This window comes from Bradyrhizobium sp. HKCCYLS2038 (genome assembly GCF_051167655.1).
GTDB lineage: Bacteria > Pseudomonadota > Alphaproteobacteria > Rhizobiales > Xanthobacteraceae > Bradyrhizobium.
Genome location: NZ_JBNPTM010000003.1, coordinates 708,761 through 728,208, shown reverse-complemented (window position 1 = coordinate 728,208; position 19,448 = coordinate 708,761). Strand labels below are relative to the sequence as shown.

The window sequence follows — 19,448 nt, the reverse complement described above, 5'->3', positions numbered from 1 at the left end:
ATCCGCGTTTGCATCGTGATCAAGCCGCGCGCACCTTGCGCAGGAATTTGTCCAGCTCGGTCTTGAGGTGGTCGCTCTCGCGCGACAGCGAATGCGCCGATGCGAGGACCTGGGAGGAGGCGCTGCCGGTGGCGTTGGCGCCGGTGCTGACGTCGCCGATGTTGCCGGCGACGCGCGCGGTGCCGCTGGCGACCTCCTGCACGTTGCGCGAGATCTGTCCCGTCGCGGTACCCTGCTGCTCGACGGCCGCAGCGATGCCGGCGGCGATCTCCGAGATGTGCTGGATGGTGCCGCCGATCTGCTTGATCGAGGCGACCGAGGCCTGCGTTGCGTTCTGAATGCCCTCGATCTGCTGGCCGATCTCCTCGGTCGCCTTGGCGGTCTGCGACGCCAGCGCCTTGACCTCGGAGGCGACCACCGCGAAGCCGCGGCCGGCATCGCCGGCGCGCGCCGCCTCGATGGTGGCGTTCAAGGCGAGCAGGTTGGTCTGGGCAGCGATCGAGGTGATCAGCTTCAGCACGTCGCCGATGCGCTCGGCGGTGCGCGACAGCTCGCTGATGCCGACATCGGTCTGCTCGATCTGGCGCACGGCCTGCTTGGCGATGGCAGTCGATTCCGTAACCTGGCGGCCGATCTCGTGCACCGAGGAGGTCATCTCCTCGGCGGCCGAGGCCACCGAGTGGACGTTGGCCGAGACCTGCCCGGAGGCCGCGGCGGCGCTGGTCGACAGCTGCTGGGTCTGCTCGGCAGTCTTGCTCAGCGTATTGGCCGAGGTCTCGAGCGTGCGCGCGTCGGCGTGGACCTTGTTGATGATCTGGCCGACGGTCGACTCGAACTCGTCGGCCATGCCGCGCATGGCGACGTGCTGCTCGGTCTTGGCGGCGTCGAGATAGACCGAAATGGCGAGGTCCATGTCGAGCATCGCCGCGCGGGTGATGGCGGCCTGCAGCGCAGCCTTCTTCTCGCGCGCAGCCTGGCCGGCGAACCAGCCGTCCGGCAGCTCGGTCTCAATCGCCCGCTGCAGCCCGGTGACGATCAGCGAATAGCCGGCGATGTACCAGCGCGGCTCCAGCCCCATGCGGTGGTGGGCGCGGCCGATCCGGGTCACCGACGCCACATAGGCGTCGTCGAACCTGGCGGTCGCCAGCGACATCCAATGATCGAGCTGGGCCTGCGCGGCGTGCCGAATGGCGGCCTGGCTGGCGAACATCTTCGCCAGCGGCGGATATTTGCCGAGATGGGCGTAGAACTTGTCGAGCAGGCCCGGCAGCACCTTGCCGATCAGCGGCCGCAGCTCGCGAAGCGCCTCCCGCGTGGCATTGTCGATGCCGAGGAAGTCGAGACGGGACTGCAAGGTCTGGGGATCGGTCATCGCTGGGCCCGGTCAACTGAGGGACAAGGAAGAGGCGAACCTCGCGGGTGCCTCACTACCCCCGGAATTGCACGGGTTTGGTTGATGGATCCTTACCAATGGAACCCAAATTTCAACCGGGCGGAGAATGTTACCTTGCACGCTCCTCCTGGTGTCTGCCGCACGGGCGCGGGGGCTGATCTCCGGAAGCGAGCCTGCAATAAAAAACGGGGCCGAAACGGCCCCGTCGAAGTCGAAAGCAGATCCGCGATCTTACTTGAGCACTTACTTGATCTTGGCTTCGCGGAATTCGACGTGCTTGCGCGCGACCGGGTCGTACTTCTTCTTGACCATCTTGTCGGTCATGGTGCGCGAATTCTTCTTGGCAACGTAATAGAAGCCGGTGTCGGCCGACGACACGAGCTTGACCTTGATGGTGACCGCTTTGGCCATGTCTTGAACCTCTGGAATGGAATCGGGGGTGGGCACCGGCCAAAGAGGGGGCGCCGTTGGCCGGCAACCTACCCAGCCAGCCCCCAAAGTCAAGGTTGCCGGGCCAGATTCTCGACCCCTAGGCGTTGAAGAACCGGTTTTCCGGCCGGGGCAGGCCGAGATTGTCGCGCAAAGTGGGGCCCTCATACTCCTTCCGGAAGATCCCACGGCGCTGCAGCTCGGGAATCACCTTGTCGACGAAATCGTCGAGGCCTGCGGGCAGGAACGGGAACATGATGTTGAAGCCGTCCGAGCCGCGGCTCTCCAGCCAGTCCTGCATCTGGTCGGCGATGGTTTTGGCGGTGCCGACGAAGGCGAGCCCGCCGTAACCGCCGACGCGCTGAGCCAGCTGCCGCACCGTCAGCTTGTCGCGGGCGGCGACGTCGACCAGACGCTGCCGGCCGCTCTTGGAGGCATTGGTCTCGGGAATCTCCGGCAGCGGACCGTCCGGATCGAAGCCGGAGGCATCGGTGCCGAGGATGACCGACAGCGAGGCGATGGCGCTGTCGTAGTGCACCCTGCTGTCGAGCAGCGCGCGCTTCTCCTTGGCCTCCTCGACGCTGTCGCCGACCACCACGAAGGCGCCGGGCAGAATCTTCAGATGGTCGGGGTTGCGGCCGATCTTTTCCATCCGGCCCTTGATGTCGGCATAGAGCTTCTGCCCGTCGGCGAGACTGCCGCCGCCGGTGAACACGGCCTCCGCCGTCTCCGCCGCGAGCTGCTTGCCGTCCTCGGACGCGCCGGCCTGCACGATGACCGGCCAGCCCTGCACGGGGCGGGCGATGTTCAGCGGCCCGCGCACTTTGAGATATTTGCCCTTGTGGTCGAGCACGTGCATCTTGTCGGGATCGAAGAACAGCCCGCTCTCGACGTCGCGCACGAACGCGTCGTCGGCGAACGAATCCCACAGGCCGGTGACGACGTCGTAGAACTCGCGCGCACGCTTGTAGCGCTCGGCGTGCTCCATGTGGTCGTCGAGGCCGAAGTTCAGAGCCGCGTCGGGATTCGACGTGGTGACGATATTCCACCCCGCACGGCCGCCGGAGATGTGGTCGAGCGAAGCGAAGCGGCGGGCGACGTGATAGGGCTCGTCGAAGGTTGTCGATCCCGTCGCGATCAGGCCGATGTTCTCGGTGACCGCAGACAAGGCCGAGAGAAGCGTGAACGGCTCGAACGAGGTCACGGTGTGGCTGCGCTTCAGCGCATTGACCGGCATATTCAGCACGGCGAGATGATCCGCCATGAAGAAGGCGTCGAACTTGCCGGCCTCGAGCTTGCGGATCAGCTGCTTGAGATGCCCGAAATTGAAGTTCGCATCCGGCCAGGCGCCGGGATAGCGCCACGCGCCGGTATGGATCGACACCGGGCGCATGAACGCGCCGAGCTTGAGTTGACGTGGGGCCATGGGGGCGTCCGGGAATTGTTGCTATCTGAAGCAGATAGGAACTCGGCCGATGCGTGTCAGCAACCCGCCGCAGAACACGATTTCGTTTTTCGTGGCGGACGTAGCACGGTCATTCCAATGGGGGCCGAGCAGGCGAACCAAACAACGGTGTCGTCCCGGCGAACGCCGGGACCTATACTCCGTGAAGGATGTTTGAGGCACAGTTTCTGCCATCCGGGCCAAAGAGAAATTCCGCGGTATGGGTCCCGGCGTTCGCCGGGACGACACTGTGTATGTGGCGCGATTGCCCATCGCATTGCGAGTGCGGTGGGACTGACCAGAGATGCTGGCGAGCATTCGCGGGCAGCGACATGGTGCCGTCGCCTTGATGCTACGCGCCCAGCACGTCCTTCTGCATCTTGCCGCCGTAGAAGTGGAAGAACGGCACAGGGGCGTCGTGGCGCAGCGGGCCGGTGGCGAGGCGCTTGTCGAGTTCGTGGAGGACGTTCCTGGTCATCGGGTGCAGGTCGGCGAGCGGCTTGGAGCCGAGCTCGACCCAGACCAGCTCGACCAGCTCGGCATCGGCGTGGATGACGCCTGGCACGTGATGCGTGATGGCGGAGGCATCCGCGGTGAAGAAGCGGGTGTCGAAGCGCTTGATGCGGCCGGGCGGGGTGATGGCGCGCGCGATCAGGAACAGGCCGGAAGGATCGGGCAGCAGGCCGGCTTCGGAGAAGGGCGCCCAGGGGCCGTCGAGCTTCGGCGCGGGGCCGTCGACCTTGCGTCCCAGGCAGAGGCCGGTCTCTTCGCACGCCTCGCGGATCGCAGCGACCGCCAGCGACTTCGCGCGTGACGCCGTCGTCTGCGGCTTGCCCTTGAACAGATTGGCTTCGAGCTCCGCCGGCATCGGCGCTGCGACGGGAATGCGGTGATCGGTCTTGTCGACCCGACCGCCCGGGAAGACGAACTTGCCCGGCATGAACACGACCTTGTCGTGGCGCTTGCCGACCAGCACCTTCGGCACCGCGCTGCTGCGATCGACCAGGATCAGGGTCGCGGCATCGCGGGGCTTGGTGTAGGGATGATGGTCCGCTTCCTTCTCGGCGGGCTTGCCCGCCGGCGCGCCCGTCGCCTGTGCCGTGTCGCTCATGTCCTCCCCGCTTTTTCTTGTTTGTTGAACTGCCGACGGCTCACACCGGTGGAATGCCTTCCGCCGGATTGTCGTCGAAGCCGTGCATGCGGAACGCCCATTGCAGTCCGACGACGGCGCCCTTGACCGGCTGGATCAAGGCGAGCGCGGCAATCAAGGTCACCGGCAGATAAATCGCGAGCTGCAGTGCCACCGGCGGCGCATAGTTGGTCTCGATCGAGAGCACCAGCGGCACGATGATGTGGCCGACGATGACGATGACGAGATAGGCCGGCAGGTCGTCGGCGCGATGGCCCGAAAAGTCCTGATCGCAACGATCACACTTGTCGGCGACCTTCAGGAAGGCGCGGAACAGCTTGCCCTCGCCGCAGCGCGGGCAGCGGCCGCGGAAGCCGCGCTTCATCGCCGTCCACACGTCGCGCTTCTCGACGGCGCCGGCGTCTCGTGTCCAGGTCTGTGGCAATGCGCGGGGCGGTGAGCTCATGGCGTCCATGATCTGCCTTTCTTCGATGTGCCGGGCTTGCGTTTTGCCCCTGCCTTCTGGCTCTTGTCGCGACTTTTCTTCTCGCGCTTCGGCCGGGCCTCGGACTTGCCCCGCTTGGCCGCCTTGGCATTCGCCTTGACGGTATTCTTGCGCTTCGGTCCGGCGCCGCGCGGATGCCGCGACACCAGCACGTCGGCCTGCGTCAGCAGCTCGAAGCGCAGTGCGCCGGCCACCGGCTGAGCTTCTACCAGACGGACGTCGACGACGTCACCCAGCCGGTGCATGGCACCGCTGCGCTGGCCGATCAGCGCGTGGCGCGTCTCGTCATAGTCGAAATATTCCGTGCCGAGGGTCCGGATCGGCACCAGCCCGTCGGCGCCGGTATCATCCAGCTTGATGAAGAGGCCGGCGCGGGTGACGCCGGAGATGCGGCCCTGGAAGCTGGCGCCGACGCGGTCGGCGAGGTGATGGGCGATGAGCCGGTCAGCGGTCTCGCGCTCGGCCTTCATCGCGCGCCGCTCGGTGACCGAGATCTGCGCTGCCACCTCGGCGAGATGATCCGGCGTCTCGCTGTCGGGCAGGGCGCCGTCGCCGAGGTTCAGCGCCCGCAGCAGGCCGCGATGCACGACGAGATCGGCGTAGCGGCGGATCGGCGAGGTGAAATGCGCGTAGCGGCGCAGGTTCAGGCCGAAGTGCCCGTAGTTTTCCGAGGAGTATTCGGCCTGCGCCTGCGAGCGCAGCACGACCTCGTTGACGAGTTGCTCGTAGTCCTGGCCCGCCACCAGCGTCAGCACGCGGTTGAACAGCGACGGCCGGAGCGCGCCGGCCTTGGCGAAGGGCACGTCGAGCGTGCGCAGGAACTCCTGCAGCGCGTGGACCTTCTCCACCGTCGGCTCGTCATGCACGCGGTAGATCAGCGGCAGCGCCTTCTTCTCCAGCGCTTCCGCTGCTGCGACGTTGGCGAGGATCATGAACTCCTCGATGAGCTTGTGCGCATCGAGCCGTTCCGGCACGACGACGCGGTCGACGGTGCCGTCCTTGTTCAAGAGGATCTTGCGCTCGGGCAGATCGAGGTCGAGCGGATCGCGCGCGTCGCGGCCGCGCTTGGCGACCTCGTAGGCTGCGTAGAGTGGCTTCAGGATCGGCTCGAGCAGCGGACCTGTGACATCGTCAGGCTTGCCGTCGATGGCGGCCTGCGCCTGCGCGTAGGAGAGTTTTGCGGCCGAGCGCATCAGCACGCGGTGGAAGGAGTGCGAGCGCTTGCGGCCATCGGCGCCCAGCACCATGCGCACCGCGAGCGCGCCGCGCGCTTCGCCCGGCACCAGCGAGCAGAGGTTGTTGGAGATGCGCTCGGGCAGCATCGGCACGACGCGGTCTGGGAAGTAGACCGAGTTGCCGCGGATCAGGGCGTCGCGATCGAGCGCCGAGCCCGGCCGCACGTAGTAGGCGACGTCGGCGATGGCGACATGGACGATGATGCCGCCGGCATTGTTCGGATCGGGATCCGGCTCGGCATGAACCGCGTCGTCGTGATCCTTGGCATCGGGCGGATCGATCGTCACCAGCGGCAGCTCGCGCCAGTCTTCGCGGCCCTTCAAGGTCGCCGGCTGCGCCGCCTCGGCCTCGGCGACCGCAGCTTGCGAGAACTCCATCGGGATCTCGTGCGCGTGGATCGCGATCAGGCTGATCGCCTTCTCGGTCGCGACCGAGCCGTGGCGCTCCTTCACCCGTCCCGCGGGCAGGCCGTAGCCGCGGCCGCGTAGCAGGTCGACGCTGATGAGATCGCCGTCCTTCGCGTCCCTGGTGTCGTTTGGCGCGATCGAGAGCTCGCGTCCGGCCTGCTTCTTGTCGACCGGGATCAGGCGTCCGCCGCCATTGGGATTGCTCTTGAAGATGCCGAGCACGCGGTTGCGCGCCTGGTCGAGCACCTTTAGCACGCGGCCGCGATAGGCGACGCCTTCGGCATCCTGGATCGGCTCGACGCGGAGCAGGGCGCGATCACCGACGCCGGCGGTGGCGCCTGGCTTGGCGAGGCGAGAGGCGTAGATACGGATGCGCGGCGGCTCGGACTGTTCGGCCTCGTCCCACTCGGCGGGCTTGGCGATCAGCTCGCCGTCGCTGTCACGACCGGTGATGTCGGCCACCAGCGTGGCCGGCAAGGTCGCGGGCTCGATGATCGTCTTGCGGCCGCCCTTCTTGACGGTGCCGTCGGCCACGAGCTCGCGCAACAGCTGCTTGAGCGCGGCGCGGTCGGCATTCTTCAGGCCGAACTCGCGGGCGATGTCCTTGGTGCCAACCTTGCCCGGATTGGCGCGGATGAAGGCGACGATGGCCTCCCGCGGAGGGAAGCCGATGTCGCGCTTTTGTTTCATTTTCTCATCCGCGGGCCTTGCCGGCGCTCTTCTTGGGCGTCGCCTTGGTCGCAGGCTTGGCCGACGTCTTGGCGGCCTTGGCAACCGGCGCACGCGCCTTGCTGGTGGAATCTGATTTCGGCTTGGCCGCGGCCTTCTTCGCGACGGCCTTCTTGGCCGGCTTCGGCGTGTCGTCGTCGCCGCCAGCCTTCGGCTTGGCAGCCGCCTTACTTGAAGCGGCCTTACCTGAAGCAGCCTTGGGCTTCGCAGCCTTCTTCGCCGCCTTGGGCTTGCCGCCAGCCTTGGCGGCGCGCTCGTCGAGCAGGACGATCGCTTCGGCGAGGGTGATCGTGTCCTTTTCCTTGTCGCCGGGAATGGTGGCGTTGACGCCGCCTGCGGTGACATAGGCGCCATAGCGGCCGGCCTTCACGGCGACCGGGCCGAGCGAGGGATGGTCGCCGAGCGCCTTGCCCGGATCGGCGCCAAAACGCTTGCTCGGGCCCTTGGCGATCTTCTCGGCGATCAGGGTGACGGCGCGGTTGAGGCCGATGTCGAACACCTCGTCGCCGGCTTCCAGGCTTGCATAGGTCTTGTCGTGCTTCACGAACGGTCCGAAGCGGCCGAGCCCCGCGGTGATCGGCAGGCCCGTTTCCGGATGCTTGCCGATCTCGCGCGGCAGCGACAGCAGCTTCAGCGCCAGTTCGAGATCGACATCCGACGGCTGCGTGCCCTTCGGGATGCCGGCGCGCTTCGGCTTCTCGCCCTCGGCGTAGTCTTTCTGCTCACCAAGCTGGATGTAGGGCCCGAAACGGCCGGCCTTGACCGCGACCTCGAGGCCCGACTCCGGATCCTGGCCGAGCATGCGGTCGGCCGCAGCTTCGCTGTCCGCAGCGAGCGGGCGGGTGTAGCGGCACTCCGGATAGTTCGAGCAGCCGACGAAGGCGCCGAACTTGCCGGCCTTGAGGTTGAGCCGTCCGGTGCCGCAGGTCGGGCATTGCCGGACGTCGCCACCATCCTCGCGCGGCGGATAGATGTGCGGGCCGAGCATCTCGTCCAGCGAGTCGAGCACCTGCGCCACGCGCAGGTCCTTGATGTCGTCGACGGCGCCGATGAAGCCGGTCCAGAAATCCTTGAGCACCTGCTGCCAGGCGATCTCGTTGTTGGAGATGCGGTCGAGCTGCTCCTCCAGATCCGCCGTGAAATCGTACTCGACGTAGCGGCGGAAGAAGTTCTCCAGGAAGGCGATGACGACGCGGCCCTTGTCCTCGCCATGCAGCCGCTTCTTCTCCAGCTTCACATAGCCGCGCGCCTTGAGCACATCGAGGATCGAGGCGTAGGTCGAGGGCCGGCCGATGCCGAGCTCCTCCATGCGCTTGACCAGCGACGCCTCCGAGAAGCGCGGCGGCGGCTCGGTGAAGTGCTGGGTGACCGCGAGGTTCTGGCGCTTGAGCGGATCGTTCGGGCTCATCTGCGGCAGGCGGCGGCTGTCCTCGTCCTCTTCGTCGTCGCGGCCTTCCTGATAGAGCGCGAGGAAGCCGTCGAACTTGACGACCTGACCGGTGGCGCGCAGCTCCAGCGTGCGCGCGCCGGCCTTGGCGACGATATCGACCGTGGTGCGTTCGAGCTCGGCGGATTCCATCTGGCTGGCGATGGTGCGTGTCCAGATCAGCTCGTAGAGCTTGGCCTGGTCGTCATCGAGCCGCTTGCGCAGATCGGCCGGCTTGCGCGACAGGTCGGTCGGGCGGATCGCCTCGTGCGCTTCCTGGGCGTTCTTGGCCTTGGTCTGGTACTGGCGCGGGCTGTCCGGCACATATTTGTTGCCGTAGATCTCGCCGATCACCTTGCGCGCCTGGGTGATCGCCGAGCCGTCGATCTGCACGCCGTCGGTTCGCATATAGGTAATGAGACCGGTGGTCTCACCGCCGATGTCGATGCCTTCATAGAGGCGCTGCGCGATGCGCATGGTGTGCGCCGGCGCAAAGCCGAGCTTGCGGCTCGCCTCCTGCTGCAGGGTCGAGGTGGTGAAGGGCGCCTGCGGATTGCGCCGCGCCGGCTTGGCATCGACGGTTGCGACCGTGTAGCTCGCCGCGTTCAGCGCAGTCTTGAAGTCTTCCGCTTCCGCGCCGGTGCCGATGTCGAGGCGCTGGATCTTCTTGCCGTCGGCACCGACGAGGCGCGCCTCGAACGTGTCGCCGCGCGGTGTCGCCAAGGTTGCGATCAGCGACCAATATTCGCGCGGGACGAACTTCTCGATCTCCAGCTCGCGGTCGCAGACGAGGCGCAGCGCCACCGACTGCACGCGGCCGGCCGAGCGGGCGCCCGGCAGCTTGCGCCACAAGACGGGAGAGAGGGTGAAGCCGACGAGGTAATCGAGGGCGCGGCGCGCCATATAGGCGTCGACCAGCGCGCCGTCGATCTGGCGCGGATGCTTCATCGCCTCGGAGACGGCCTGCTTGGTGATGGCGTTGAAGACGACGCGCTCGATCTTCTGATCCTTGAGCGCGCGCTTCTCCTTCAGCACCTCGAGCACGTGCCAGGAGATCGCTTCGCCCTCGCGATCAGGGTCGGTGGCGAGAATCAGGCGGTCCGCACCCTTCAGGGATTTGGCGATGTCGTTGAGTCGGCCGGCCGCCTTGGGGTCGACCTCCCAGATCATCCGGAAATTTTCCTCCGGATCGACGGAACCGTTCTTCGCGGGAAGGTCGCGGACATGACCAAAAGAGGCTAAAACCTCGTAAGAGGAGCCCAGATACTTATTGATCGTCTTGGCCTTCGCAGGCGACTCCACGATGACGATATTCATGAAATTCCAATGGCTTAGTGGAAGGATTGAAGCCGGTTTCGCGGGATTCGCGCAAGGGCTCGTTGACCCGAACATGGGTGGTGAGGCGGTTCCTGTCAAATCGAGGAGTGTTGAAAGTCGATTGCGTTGGAGTCGCGAAGTACCTATCAGGTTGTGAGGAGCGTGCTTGGAACCGCTCTGATTTGGCGTTCGTTTTCCTCAAATTCTCCTTGCTGGATAGATTTGTTGGCCCAGGCAGCGGACAAAAGCGATCCCGATATCGAGCTGGCGGTGGAAGATGCTGACGCCGCGGCGGCGCTGGTCGCCGAAGTGACGGCAGGCCTGGCCCAGCTCGCCCAGCGCCACCATCTCGACATGCTGGATTACCTGTTGCGCATGGCGAACCTGGAAGCCGAGGATCACCTCCGGCTGCGGAGCCGCAACAGACTCTGCTGACGTCCGCTCATCGCGGAGCGAGCATGGTCACCTCCGGCGCCAGCGGCCGGCCGCCCTCTCTGATCTCGGCAGCAGCTTGCGGACCGCCCGGCGATTTGCACGGTCTATGGTGCCACAAGTTCGCCGGCCGGCGCGCCGGTCTATCGATAGCCCACGGGACTCGTTCGTGGTGGCCTCACCACGAACTCCCGCGACCGCCCGGAGCGACCAACCGGAACTTCAGGCGTTGGGGCAGCGCTGAGCTCGTGCTGTTGAATCTTCCTCTTATTTGAACCTTTGCTTCAGCGGTGCAGACCCCCGCAAAGGCCGGGTCATTTTGACGTATTCATATTTGGGAGAGTTGCCATGACCAAGGCTGCGCGCGTCTCTTCATCAGTTTCCGTTTCGGCTGCGACTCAGAAGAAGGAGGCCGCAGCCCGGTCCGACCGGGATGAATTGCTCACCATATTGTTGTTCTGCGGGGGCGGTCTGGTGGTCTCGCTCGGCTTGTTGTTGGCAGGAGCGCCTTACGTCTGGAACTGAGCGGATCACTGTTGTCCGTCGCAAGCCTGCTGCCGCTCGTTCGTGCGGCAGCAGCGGCAGATCCTCCGGCAGGTTCGTGCTCCGTCGCTCGTAGCGATGGGACGCATGGTGCTAGCTGAGCGACACCATCCCGCCGCCGTGCCGCTCGAGGCGGCCTGCCAGCTCGAGTTCGAGCAGCACCATGCGCAGCACCGCGGGAGACAGTCCGCTGATCCGGATCAGGTCGTCGATCGACACCGGCGTCAGCCCGAGCAGCGCGATGACCTGCGCGCGGTCGTGGCTCTCGGGATCGGGAGCGAACAGCTCCTCGTCGGGCTCGCGCAGCGAGGACGGCAGCGGCCGCTCCATGATCGGGCCGACGGCCTGAATGATATCGGCAGCCTCGGTGACCAGGGTGGCGCCCTGCTTGATGAGATCATTGGTGCCAGCCGAACGCGGATCGAGCGGCGAGCCTGGGACGGCGAACACCTCGCGGCCCTGTTCGCCGGCCATGCGTGCGGTGATCAGCGAGCCCGAGCGATGCGCCGCCTCGACAACGACGACGCCGAGCGAAGCGCCCGAGATCAGCCGGTTGCGGCGGGGAAAATCGCGGGCCCGCGGCTCGTGGCCGAGCGGCATCTCGGAGATCGCTGCTCCCAGGCCGCCGACGATGGCGCCGAGCAGATCGACATGCTCCGGCGGATAGATCCGGTCATGGCCGCCGGCGAGCACCGCGACGGTGCCGCCCGACAGGCTCGCGCGATGCGCGGCCTGATCGATGCCGCGCGCCAGGCCGGAAATGATGACGAAGCCGACCTGGCCGAGCTCGTACGCGAGCTGGCCGGCGAATTTGAGCCCGGCGGCAGAGGCGTTGCGCGAACCCACGATGGCGATCATCGGGCGCATCAACGTCTCCCGGGCGCCGCGCACCGCGAGCAATGGTGGTGCGTCGTCGCAGGTGGCAAGGCGGGACGGATAGCCGTCCTCTTGCGGCGCCCGCAGCTCGATGCCGTAGCGTTGGCAGGCGTCGAGCTCGGCCTCGGCTTCGTCGATCGTGCAGATGCGGCCCGCTCTCGCGGCGCCGCCGCGGCGCGCCAAATCCGGCAGGCGATCGAGCGCCAGGCGCGCGGTGCCGAAATAGTCGAGCAGCGAGCGGAAGGTGCGCGGCCCGACGTTGTCGGAGCGGATCAGGCGCAGCCGGTCGCGCCGCTCGGTCGCGCTCAGCTCGATCGTCGGATTGATGGCGTCCACGCGAAAGCCCCCTCGCAGAGGGCCCAGCATGGAACAACCCGAGAGCGCAGGGAAGAGGGCGCGCTACGTCAACGCAAGGTCTCGCGTGTCCTCTGAGACGGACGCTGGCTCGTCCGGGATGACGAACGCGGTGCCGGGAGGGGCCTCGCGCAGCCAGCGGTCGGCGGCTTCGCGGCCGCGCTGATGCAGCATCTCGATCAGGTCGGCGCCGAAATCCGTCGCGTCGCGCTGCGCCAGCGCCTCGATCGCGTCCTCGGCCGCGAGACGGTGCACGCGCGGCGGATGCAGGCCGTCGCTGCGCGCCCATTCGAGCGCCGCGAGCTCGGCATTGAGGACGGCATTGGCGGCGATCTGGTCGAGCCGGCGGTCGATCGCCGCCGAGGTCACCGGGATGTAACCGTCCCGCGACGGCGTAACCTGAACGACCAGCAGGTCGGCGGCGCTGGATTCGTGCGCGATCTGGATCAGCGGCGGGTTGGCGACGTGGCCGCCGTCCCAGTAGGTCTCATCGCCGATCTCGATGGCGGCGTGGAGCTGCGCCGGGCAGGTCGAGGCGAGCAGCACGTCCGGCGTGATGGCAGCGTTGCGGAAGATCTGCGGCGCGCCGTCGCGAACCCGGGTCGCGGCGACCAGCAGGCGAGGGGCTGACGCGCTGTGAACCGCGTCGAAATCGATCGTCTCGGCGAGGATGTCGCGCAGCGGATCGAGATCGAGCGGGTCGGCGCGACCGCCGCGCAATCCCGAGCCGAACGAGACGGCGCTGCTCGGCGGCGAGAACGCCCCGATCACCATCAGCGCGCGGAACGAGGCCTGTTCCGTAAGCCGCGTCCAGAACAGCGCGAGCCGGTTGCGGGCCTCTTCGCGGCCGCTTCTGGCAAGGCCGCTGGCGAGCAGGGCCGCGTTGACGGCGCCAGCGCTGGCACCGCTGATCGTATCGAAATCACAGTTAGGCTCTTGCAGCAGCCGGTCGAGCACGCCCCAGGTGAAGGCCGAGAAGGTTCCGCCGCCCTGCAGCGCCAGCGACAGCTTGCGCGGCGGCCACACCCGCCGGGGCGGCGGCAGCGTCACGGTGGCGATCGCTTCGACGAGAGAGCGTTCCGGCGCCTCCATCACGCGAGTCTCGGCAATGCACTCCGCATTGGTCGGCGCGACGATCGTCTCGGCCACGGCTGGCGCGACGTCAGGCTGTTCCGGGGCAGGACTTGGCTCGCAAACCTCGGCGACGGCCGCGCTATCCGACACGATCGGGGCCGCGGGCACCATCACCTCAATGTCGGGCGTAGCCGGCGTGGCCGCGGTTTCTGCCTCGTCGGCACCCACAGCGCCCGTCGACCAGATCTGGGCCGCCGAGAGCAGGAGACTAGCGTTGGATCGCGCCTGGGTGGACATTTGCTGCGCCGACTCCTCATCACCTGCGATCATCGTGCAAGGCCGATCGACCGCTCGAATGGGTGTTGCGTAATCAGAGGCCGGAATCATGACAGGCAATCATGATTCACACCAGGGTGCGGCGTTAACTTATCAGTTAATCATGTGGCGGTGTTGCTGCGCTGCCGCTGTGAGTTCAGCGCCTGACGCGGTTTTGCCCGTAATTCACCGGAGATTCTACTTCTTCGCGCCGATTTTGCTCTCGGTGCCGCTCTGTAATCGCCTGATGTTTTCGCGATGCATGTAAATGAGCAACAAGGTGAGCAGCGCAAACAAGGCAGCGAGCGCAACGTGGCCGAAAGCCCACAGCACGATCGGAGTCAGCACGCTCGCGACGAGTGCAGCTAATGATGAGTAGCGGAACGCGAATGCGGTCGCGAGCCACACGAGGCAGAAGAAGATCGCGAACGGCCAAAGCAGGCCGATCAGGATACCGATGTAGACCGCGACGCCCTTGCCGCCACGGAACTTCAGCCACACCGGGAACAAATGTCCGAGGAAGGCGCCGAGGCCGGCGATCATCGCCGCGTTCGGGCCGCCGAGATAGCCGCAGATGATCACCGCCGCCGTGCCCTTAAGCGCATCGCCGAGCAGGGTCGCGGCGGCCAGCCCCTTGCGGCCGGTGCGCAGCACGTTGGTGGCGCCGATGTTGCCGGAGCCGATGCTGCGCAGGTCCTGTGTGCCGGCGAGCCTGGTCAGGATCAGGCCGAACGGAATGGATCCGAAGAGATAGCCGATGATCAGGGCGACCGGCAGGAAGGCTTCGGATGCCATCACACAACTCCTTGCGGGCGACGCGCGTCAGACATGTTCGAACACGGTGCGGCCGCCGACGATGGTGCGGACGACGCGGCCGGTGAAGCGGGCCTCGTCGAACGGCGTGTTCTTGCACAGCGATTTGAGGTCGGCCGGATCGAGAATCCAGGGCACGTCCGGATCGATCACGATGACGTCGGCCGGCGCGCCCGCGCGCAACGTGCCGCCGGGCAGGCCGAGCAGTTCCGCCGGGCGGGTCGACATCGCGCGGATCAGGCTGGTCCAGCTCAATTCGCCACTGTGCACGAGCCGCAACGCCGCCGGCAGCATCGTCTCCAAGCCGACCGCGCCGCTGGCGGCTTCCGCGAATGGCAGCCGCTTGACCTCGACGTCCTGCGGATTGTGGTCGGACATGATGACGTCGATCAGGCCGGAGGCGAGCGCCTCGACCAAAGCGCGGCGGTCGACCTCGGTGCGCAGTGGCGGGGTGAGCTTGAGGAAGGTGCGGTAGGGACCGATGTCGTTCTCGTTGAGCGTGACGTGGTTGATCGACACCGAGGCGCTGACGGCGAGGCCGGCGTCGCGCGCGCGCTTCAGGACATCGAGCGAGTCGACCGAGCTCAGCGCCGCGGCATGGTAGCGCCCCCTGGTGAGGGCCACGAGGCGCATGTCGCGCTCGAGCACGACGGCCTCTGCCGCGGCCGGAATGCCGTAGAGGCCGAGGCGCGCGGCAAACTCGCCTTCGTTCATGACGCCTTCGCCGACGAGGTTCGGGTCCTCGGTGTGATGCACGATCAGCGCGTCGAAGTCGCGGGCGTAGGTCAGGGCGCGGCGCATCACCTGGGCGTTCATCACGCTGGTGTGGCCGTTGGAGAAAGCGACCGCGCCTGCCGCGCGCAAGAGCCCGATCTCGGTCATCTCGTCGCCGCGCAGCCCCTTGGTGAGCGCGGCCATCGGCTGGATGTTGACGATCGCGGTGTCGCGCGACCGCCGCAGAACGAAGTCGACGGTGGCCGAATTGTCGATCACCGGCTCGGTGCCGGGCTGGCAGATGATGGTGGTGATGCCGCCGGTCGCGGCGGCCTGGCTGGCGCTGGCAAAGGTCTCGCGATGGCCCAGACCTGGCTCGCCGACGAAGGCGCACATGTCGATCAGCCCGGGCGCGACGATCTTGCCGGCGCAGTTGACGACGTCAGTCCCCTCGGGGACGCCGGCGGCGCCGATGCCGCGCTTGAGGTCGCGGATGACGCCGTCGGCGATCAGCACGTCACCGGGACCGTCGATGTCGCGGGAGGGATCGATGACGCGCGCGTTGGCGAGCAGGATCGGTCGGCGATCGGTCAGCATGCGTTTCGTCCCGACTTCTCTCTCAAGCGTTCGGCAGGTTGCGGGCCAGCGCCTCGAGCACGGCCATGCGCACGGCGACACCCATTTCAACCTGTTCCCGGATCAGCGACTGCGCGCCGTCGGCGACGATGGAGTCGATCTCGACGCCGCGATTCATCGGCCCCGGATGCATCACGAGCGCATCCGGCTTGGCGTAGGCGAGCTTCTTCTGGTCGAGGCCGAAATACTGGAAATATTCCGACGACGACGGCACGAAGGAGCCGTTCATGCGCTCGCGCTGCAGGCGGAGCATCATCACGATGTCGGCGCCGTTGAGCCCCTCGCGCATGTCGCGCGCGACCTCGACGCCCATGCGCTCGATTCCCGGCGGGAGCAAGGTGGAGGGCGCGACGACGCGGACGCGGGCGCCCATCGTGTTCAGCAACAGGATGTTCGAGCGCGCGACGCGCGAATGCAGCACGTCGCCGCAGATCGCGATGACCAGGCCTTCGAGACGGCCCTTGTTGCGGCGGATGGTCAGCGCATCGAGCAGGGCCTGCGTCGGGTGTTCATGAGCGCCGTCGCCGGCGTTGATCACGGAACCGTCGACCTTGCGCGCCAGCAGTTCCACGGCGCCGGAGGCGTGGTGGCGGACCACCAGGATGTCCGGATGCATGGCGTTGAGCGTGACCGCGGTGTCGATCAGCGTCTCGCCCTTCTTGATGGACGAGGACGACACCGACATGTTCATGACGTCGGCGCCGAGCCGCTTGCCGGCCAACTCGAACGAGGACTGCGTCCGCGTCGAGGCCTCGAAGAACAGGTTGACCTGGGTCCGGCCGCGCAGCACGGTGCGCTTCTTGTCGACCTGACGATTCAGTTCGACATATTCCTCGGACAGGTCGAGGAGACCGGTGATGTCGTGAGCGGAAAGGCCCTCGATTCCCAGCAGATGCCGGTGCCCGAGGACGAAACTCGATTTCGGTGAGGTTGCCATTAAAGCCAGAGCTATAGGGGCGGTTTCCGTAGGGGGCAAGGCCGAAAGCCGGGGTTCCGAGTTATCCCCCGTTCCGTCCGGCGCGGGCGGGCGCCGGATGGGTGGTGCCGCAAGGTTTTGTGAACTATGCCCGGGAATGCCGGCTGTTTTCGCTGCCCGGCGCGGGGCCGACCCCGTAAGATTTCAGCATTCGGCCGTGCCGATGCAGCCTATGTTGAAAGCCCGGCCATGACCCAGCCATCGTTCGAGACCCATGAGGTCTTCAACCAGTCGCCGCCGTTTGCGGACGTCAACCTGTTCACGGCCGACCGGCCGCTGATGGCGGCCGTCAAGGCGAATGGCGGGGCGGGCGCCGAGCAGGACCTGACGGCATTCGGCGCACTGTGGGGCTCGGCCGAGATGGCCGAGCAGGGCCGGCTCGCCAACGAGAACACCCCGAAGCTCCGCACTTTCGACGCCAAGGGCTTCCGTCGCGACATCGTCGAGTTTCATCCGGCGTATCATCAGATGATGACGCGCTCGATCGAGGACGGGCTGCACAATTCGACTTGGACGGCTGAAGGCGAGCCCGTTGGCGGCCGTTCGGAGGTCGTTCGCGCAGCGAAGTTCTACATCGCCTCGCAGGTCGAGAGTGGTCACCTCTGTCCGATCACGATGACGCGTGCGTCGGTCGCGGCGCTGGCGGCGCAGCCCGATCTGCTCGCGCGGACCATGCCGGTGATCGCCACCCGCGACTACGATCCGGCGTTTGCGCCGTGGTGGGGCAAGCGCGGCATGACGCTCGGCATGGGCATGACCGAGAAGCAGGGCGGCACCGACGTGCGCGCCAACATGACGACAGCGGAGCGTACCGCCGACGGCTACCGCATCACCGGGCACAAATGGTTCATGTCGGCGCCGATGTGCGACGCGTTCCTGGTGCTGGCGCAGGCTGACGAGGGCCTGACCTGCTTCTTCATGCCGCGCTTCACGCCCGATGGCGTGGTCAATGCGCTCCGCTTTCAGCGCCTGAAGGACAAGCTCGGCAACCGCTCGAATGCCTCGTCGGAGGTGGAGTTCGCGGGCGCCTATGCGGAGCGCGTCGGCGAGGAGGGCAGGGGCATCAGCACCATCATCCAGATGGTGCAGCTGACGCGGCAGGACTGCGCGATATCCTCCGCCGGGCTGATGCGCTCGGGGCTTTCGCATGCGCTGCATCATGCGCGTCACCGCAGCGTGTTCCAGAAGCATCTGGCCGACCAGCCGATGATGCAGACCGTGCTCGCCGATATGGCCCTCCATGTCGAGGCCACGGTGGCGCTGGTGATGCGGCTGTGCCGAGCGTTCGACTGCATGGCGGCCGACGCCAGCGAGGCCGCCTACATGCGGCTGCTGACGCCCGCGATCAAATACTGGGTGTGCAAGAGCGCGCCGCCGTTGCTCTATGAGGCGATGGAGTGCCTCGGCGGCAACGGCTATGTCGAGGACGGCATCCTTGCGCGCCACTTCCGGGAGTCGCCGGTCAACGCGATCTGGGAAGGCTCGGGCAACGTGATGTGCCTCGACGTGCTGCGCGCGCTGTCGCGCGAGGCCGAGGCGGCGGCCGCGGTGATGACAACGCTTGCCGCTGATACGCGCGGGCTGCCCGGAGCCACTGAAGCCGTTGCGATGATCAGCCAGGCGTTCCGTCGCGGCGACAGCGAGCGCGTCGCGCGTCTTGCGGTGGAGAAGCTGGCCCTGCTGGCGGCCGCCGCCGCGCTGAACGCGGTGTCCCCCGATCGTGCCGAGCTGTTCGCAACGACGCGGCTCGCCGCTACCCATCCGAGCATGTACGGCGCCGTCGATCTCGATCCCACCGCCATCCGTGGCTTGCTGGAGCGCGCCCTGCCTTGACCGATACGCCCGAAGCCGCCGTCATGGATTCTCTCGATCCGGCCAATCCCCCGCAGCAGGTAGGACCGGCGCAGCACCAGCCGCGTACGCTCGGCTTCTGGTGGACGTTGCTGTGGGGCGTCGTGATCTTCATCGCGATGCTGATCGGACAATCCGTCGCCGTTCTCGTTCTGGCCGACAGCGCCTTGGATCTGTCGGCGCTCGCCCGCGCTGCGGGGCGGGGGCTGACGCTGTCGCTGTCCGTGATGATGGGACTTCCGGCGGTGCTGCTCGCGACCTATTTCGCCGTCCGCCACACCCGCACGCCGTTCGCCGAGTATCTCGGCCTGCGCTGGACATCGTGGAAGTATGTCGGGATCGGCATCGCCGGCATGATCGTGATCGTGGTCGCGTGGGACCTGATGTCGCGCGCGACGGGGCGCGAGGTCTCGCCCGGCTTCATGATGGACGTGCTGAAGACGGCGCGGGGTGACGGCACTGTCTGGCTGATGGTGATCGCGTTCTGCGTGGCGGCCCCGCTGTCCGAGGAGCTGTTTGCCCGCGGCTTCCTGTATCGCGGCTGGTCGGACTCGTTCCTGCGGGTGCCCGGCGCGATCGTGCTGTCCTCGCTGGTCTGGACGGCTATGCATCTGCAGTACGACTGGTACTTCTTCCTCGAGGTGTTCGCACTCGGCGTGTGGTTCGGCTATCTGCGCTCGGTCAGCCATTCGACCTGGCTGACCATCGTGCTGCACGGCCTCAACAACCTCGCCGCCACGCTGCAGACGATGTGGCTCGCCAGCGGCAATGGTTGATGACGGGGATCCGGCAGCCATGCTTTGGTGGCAGCCTGACGCCAGGATCGACCGCGACCAACGGTGAGCGACG

16 protein-coding genes are annotated in these 19,448 nt (G+C 66.7%); 4 read left to right on the top strand and 12 right to left on the bottom strand.

Annotation, left to right across the window (positions count from 1 at the left end):
* Window positions 1-19: 19 nt before the first annotated feature.
* From ACQR1I_RS17245 to topA, 7 genes are all read right to left on the bottom strand, one after another.
* Window positions 20-1,372: a protoglobin domain-containing protein gene (locus ACQR1I_RS17245; protein WP_434866760.1), complete on the bottom strand. Its 1,353-nt coding sequence runs from the start codon at window positions 1,370-1,372 to the stop codon at window positions 20-22.
* 264 nt (window positions 1,373-1,636) lie between these two features.
* Entirely contained in the window at window positions 1,637-1,804 is a 168-nt protein-coding gene (rpmG, locus tag ACQR1I_RS17240) for a 50S ribosomal protein L33 (RefSeq protein WP_006611239.1), read from the bottom strand.
* Between the two features lie 118 nt (window positions 1,805-1,922).
* Complete coding sequence (locus ACQR1I_RS17235) at window positions 1,923-3,248, bottom strand: LLM class flavin-dependent oxidoreductase (protein ID WP_434866761.1); 1,326 nt, start codon at window positions 3,246-3,248, stop codon at window positions 1,923-1,925.
* A 370-nt stretch (window positions 3,249-3,618) separates the two neighbouring features.
* Window positions 3,619-4,377 (bottom strand): NUDIX hydrolase, encoded by a 759-nt coding sequence (locus tag ACQR1I_RS17230; RefSeq protein WP_434866762.1) that lies wholly within the window; start codon window positions 4,375-4,377, stop codon window positions 3,619-3,621.
* Window positions 4,378-4,417: 40 nt separating this feature from the next.
* Window positions 4,418-4,861, bottom strand: coding sequence for a DUF983 domain-containing protein (locus ACQR1I_RS17225; protein WP_434866763.1), 444 nt, complete (start codon window positions 4,859-4,861; stop codon window positions 4,418-4,420).
* Complete coding sequence (gene rnr, locus ACQR1I_RS17220) at window positions 4,858-7,233, bottom strand: ribonuclease R (protein WP_434866764.1); 2,376 nt, start codon at window positions 7,231-7,233, stop codon at window positions 4,858-4,860. Before rnr ends, ACQR1I_RS17225 begins: the two co-directional genes overlap by 4 nt.
* Before the next feature lie 4 nt (window positions 7,234-7,237).
* Window positions 7,238-10,015 (bottom strand): type I DNA topoisomerase, encoded by a 2,778-nt coding sequence (gene topA / locus ACQR1I_RS17215; protein WP_434866765.1) that lies wholly within the window; start codon window positions 10,013-10,015, stop codon window positions 7,238-7,240.
* A 225-nt stretch (window positions 10,016-10,240) separates the two neighbouring features.
* Between topA and ACQR1I_RS17210 the strand changes: the two genes are divergently transcribed.
* Together ACQR1I_RS17210 and ACQR1I_RS17205 are read left to right on the top strand one after the other, a co-directional pair.
* Window positions 10,241-10,450, top strand: coding sequence for a hypothetical protein (locus ACQR1I_RS17210; protein WP_434866766.1), 210 nt, complete (start codon window positions 10,241-10,243; stop codon window positions 10,448-10,450).
* Window positions 10,451-10,795: 345 nt separating this feature from the next.
* Window positions 10,796-10,972, top strand: a complete 177-nt coding sequence (locus ACQR1I_RS17205) for a hypothetical protein (protein ID WP_434866767.1) — start codon at window positions 10,796-10,798, stop codon at window positions 10,970-10,972.
* Window positions 10,973-11,083: 111 nt separating this feature from the next.
* Here ACQR1I_RS17205 and dprA read toward each other — a convergent pair whose 3' ends face one another.
* The 5 genes from dprA to ACQR1I_RS17180 form a co-directional block, all read right to left on the bottom strand.
* A complete protein-coding gene (gene dprA, locus ACQR1I_RS17200; protein ID WP_434866768.1) occupies window positions 11,084-12,202 on the bottom strand; it encodes a DNA-processing protein DprA in 1,119 nt (372 codons plus the stop codon).
* Between the two features lie 63 nt (window positions 12,203-12,265).
* On the bottom strand, window positions 12,266-13,591 hold the full coding sequence (locus tag ACQR1I_RS17195) for a patatin-like phospholipase family protein (RefSeq protein WP_434866769.1): 1,326 nt from the start codon (window positions 13,589-13,591) through the stop codon (window positions 12,266-12,268).
* A 216-nt stretch (window positions 13,592-13,807) separates the two neighbouring features.
* Window positions 13,808-14,404 carry a glycerol-3-phosphate 1-O-acyltransferase PlsY gene (gene plsY / locus ACQR1I_RS17190; protein ID WP_434866770.1) on the bottom strand — a complete coding sequence of 199 codons (597 nt, stop codon included), beginning with the start codon at window positions 14,402-14,404 and terminating at the stop codon, window positions 13,808-13,810.
* 27 nt (window positions 14,405-14,431) lie between these two features.
* Entirely contained in the window at window positions 14,432-15,733 is a 1,302-nt protein-coding gene (locus ACQR1I_RS17185; protein ID WP_434866771.1) for a dihydroorotase, read from the bottom strand.
* A 22-nt stretch (window positions 15,734-15,755) separates the two neighbouring features.
* Window positions 15,756-16,709, bottom strand: a complete 954-nt coding sequence (locus ACQR1I_RS17180) for an aspartate carbamoyltransferase catalytic subunit (RefSeq protein ID WP_434867416.1) — start codon at window positions 16,707-16,709, stop codon at window positions 15,756-15,758.
* A 228-nt stretch (window positions 16,710-16,937) separates the two neighbouring features.
* Between ACQR1I_RS17180 and ACQR1I_RS17175 the strand changes: the two genes are divergently transcribed.
* Complete coding sequence (locus ACQR1I_RS17175; protein ID WP_434866772.1) at window positions 16,938-18,581, top strand: acyl-CoA dehydrogenase family protein; 1,644 nt, start codon at window positions 16,938-16,940, stop codon at window positions 18,579-18,581.
* Complete coding sequence (locus tag ACQR1I_RS17170) at window positions 18,578-19,375, top strand: CPBP family intramembrane glutamic endopeptidase (protein ID WP_434866773.1); 798 nt, start codon at window positions 18,578-18,580, stop codon at window positions 19,373-19,375. The genes ACQR1I_RS17175 and ACQR1I_RS17170 overlap by 4 nt, the downstream gene beginning before the upstream one ends.
* The last annotated feature ends 73 nt before the right edge of the window (window positions 19,376-19,448 follow it).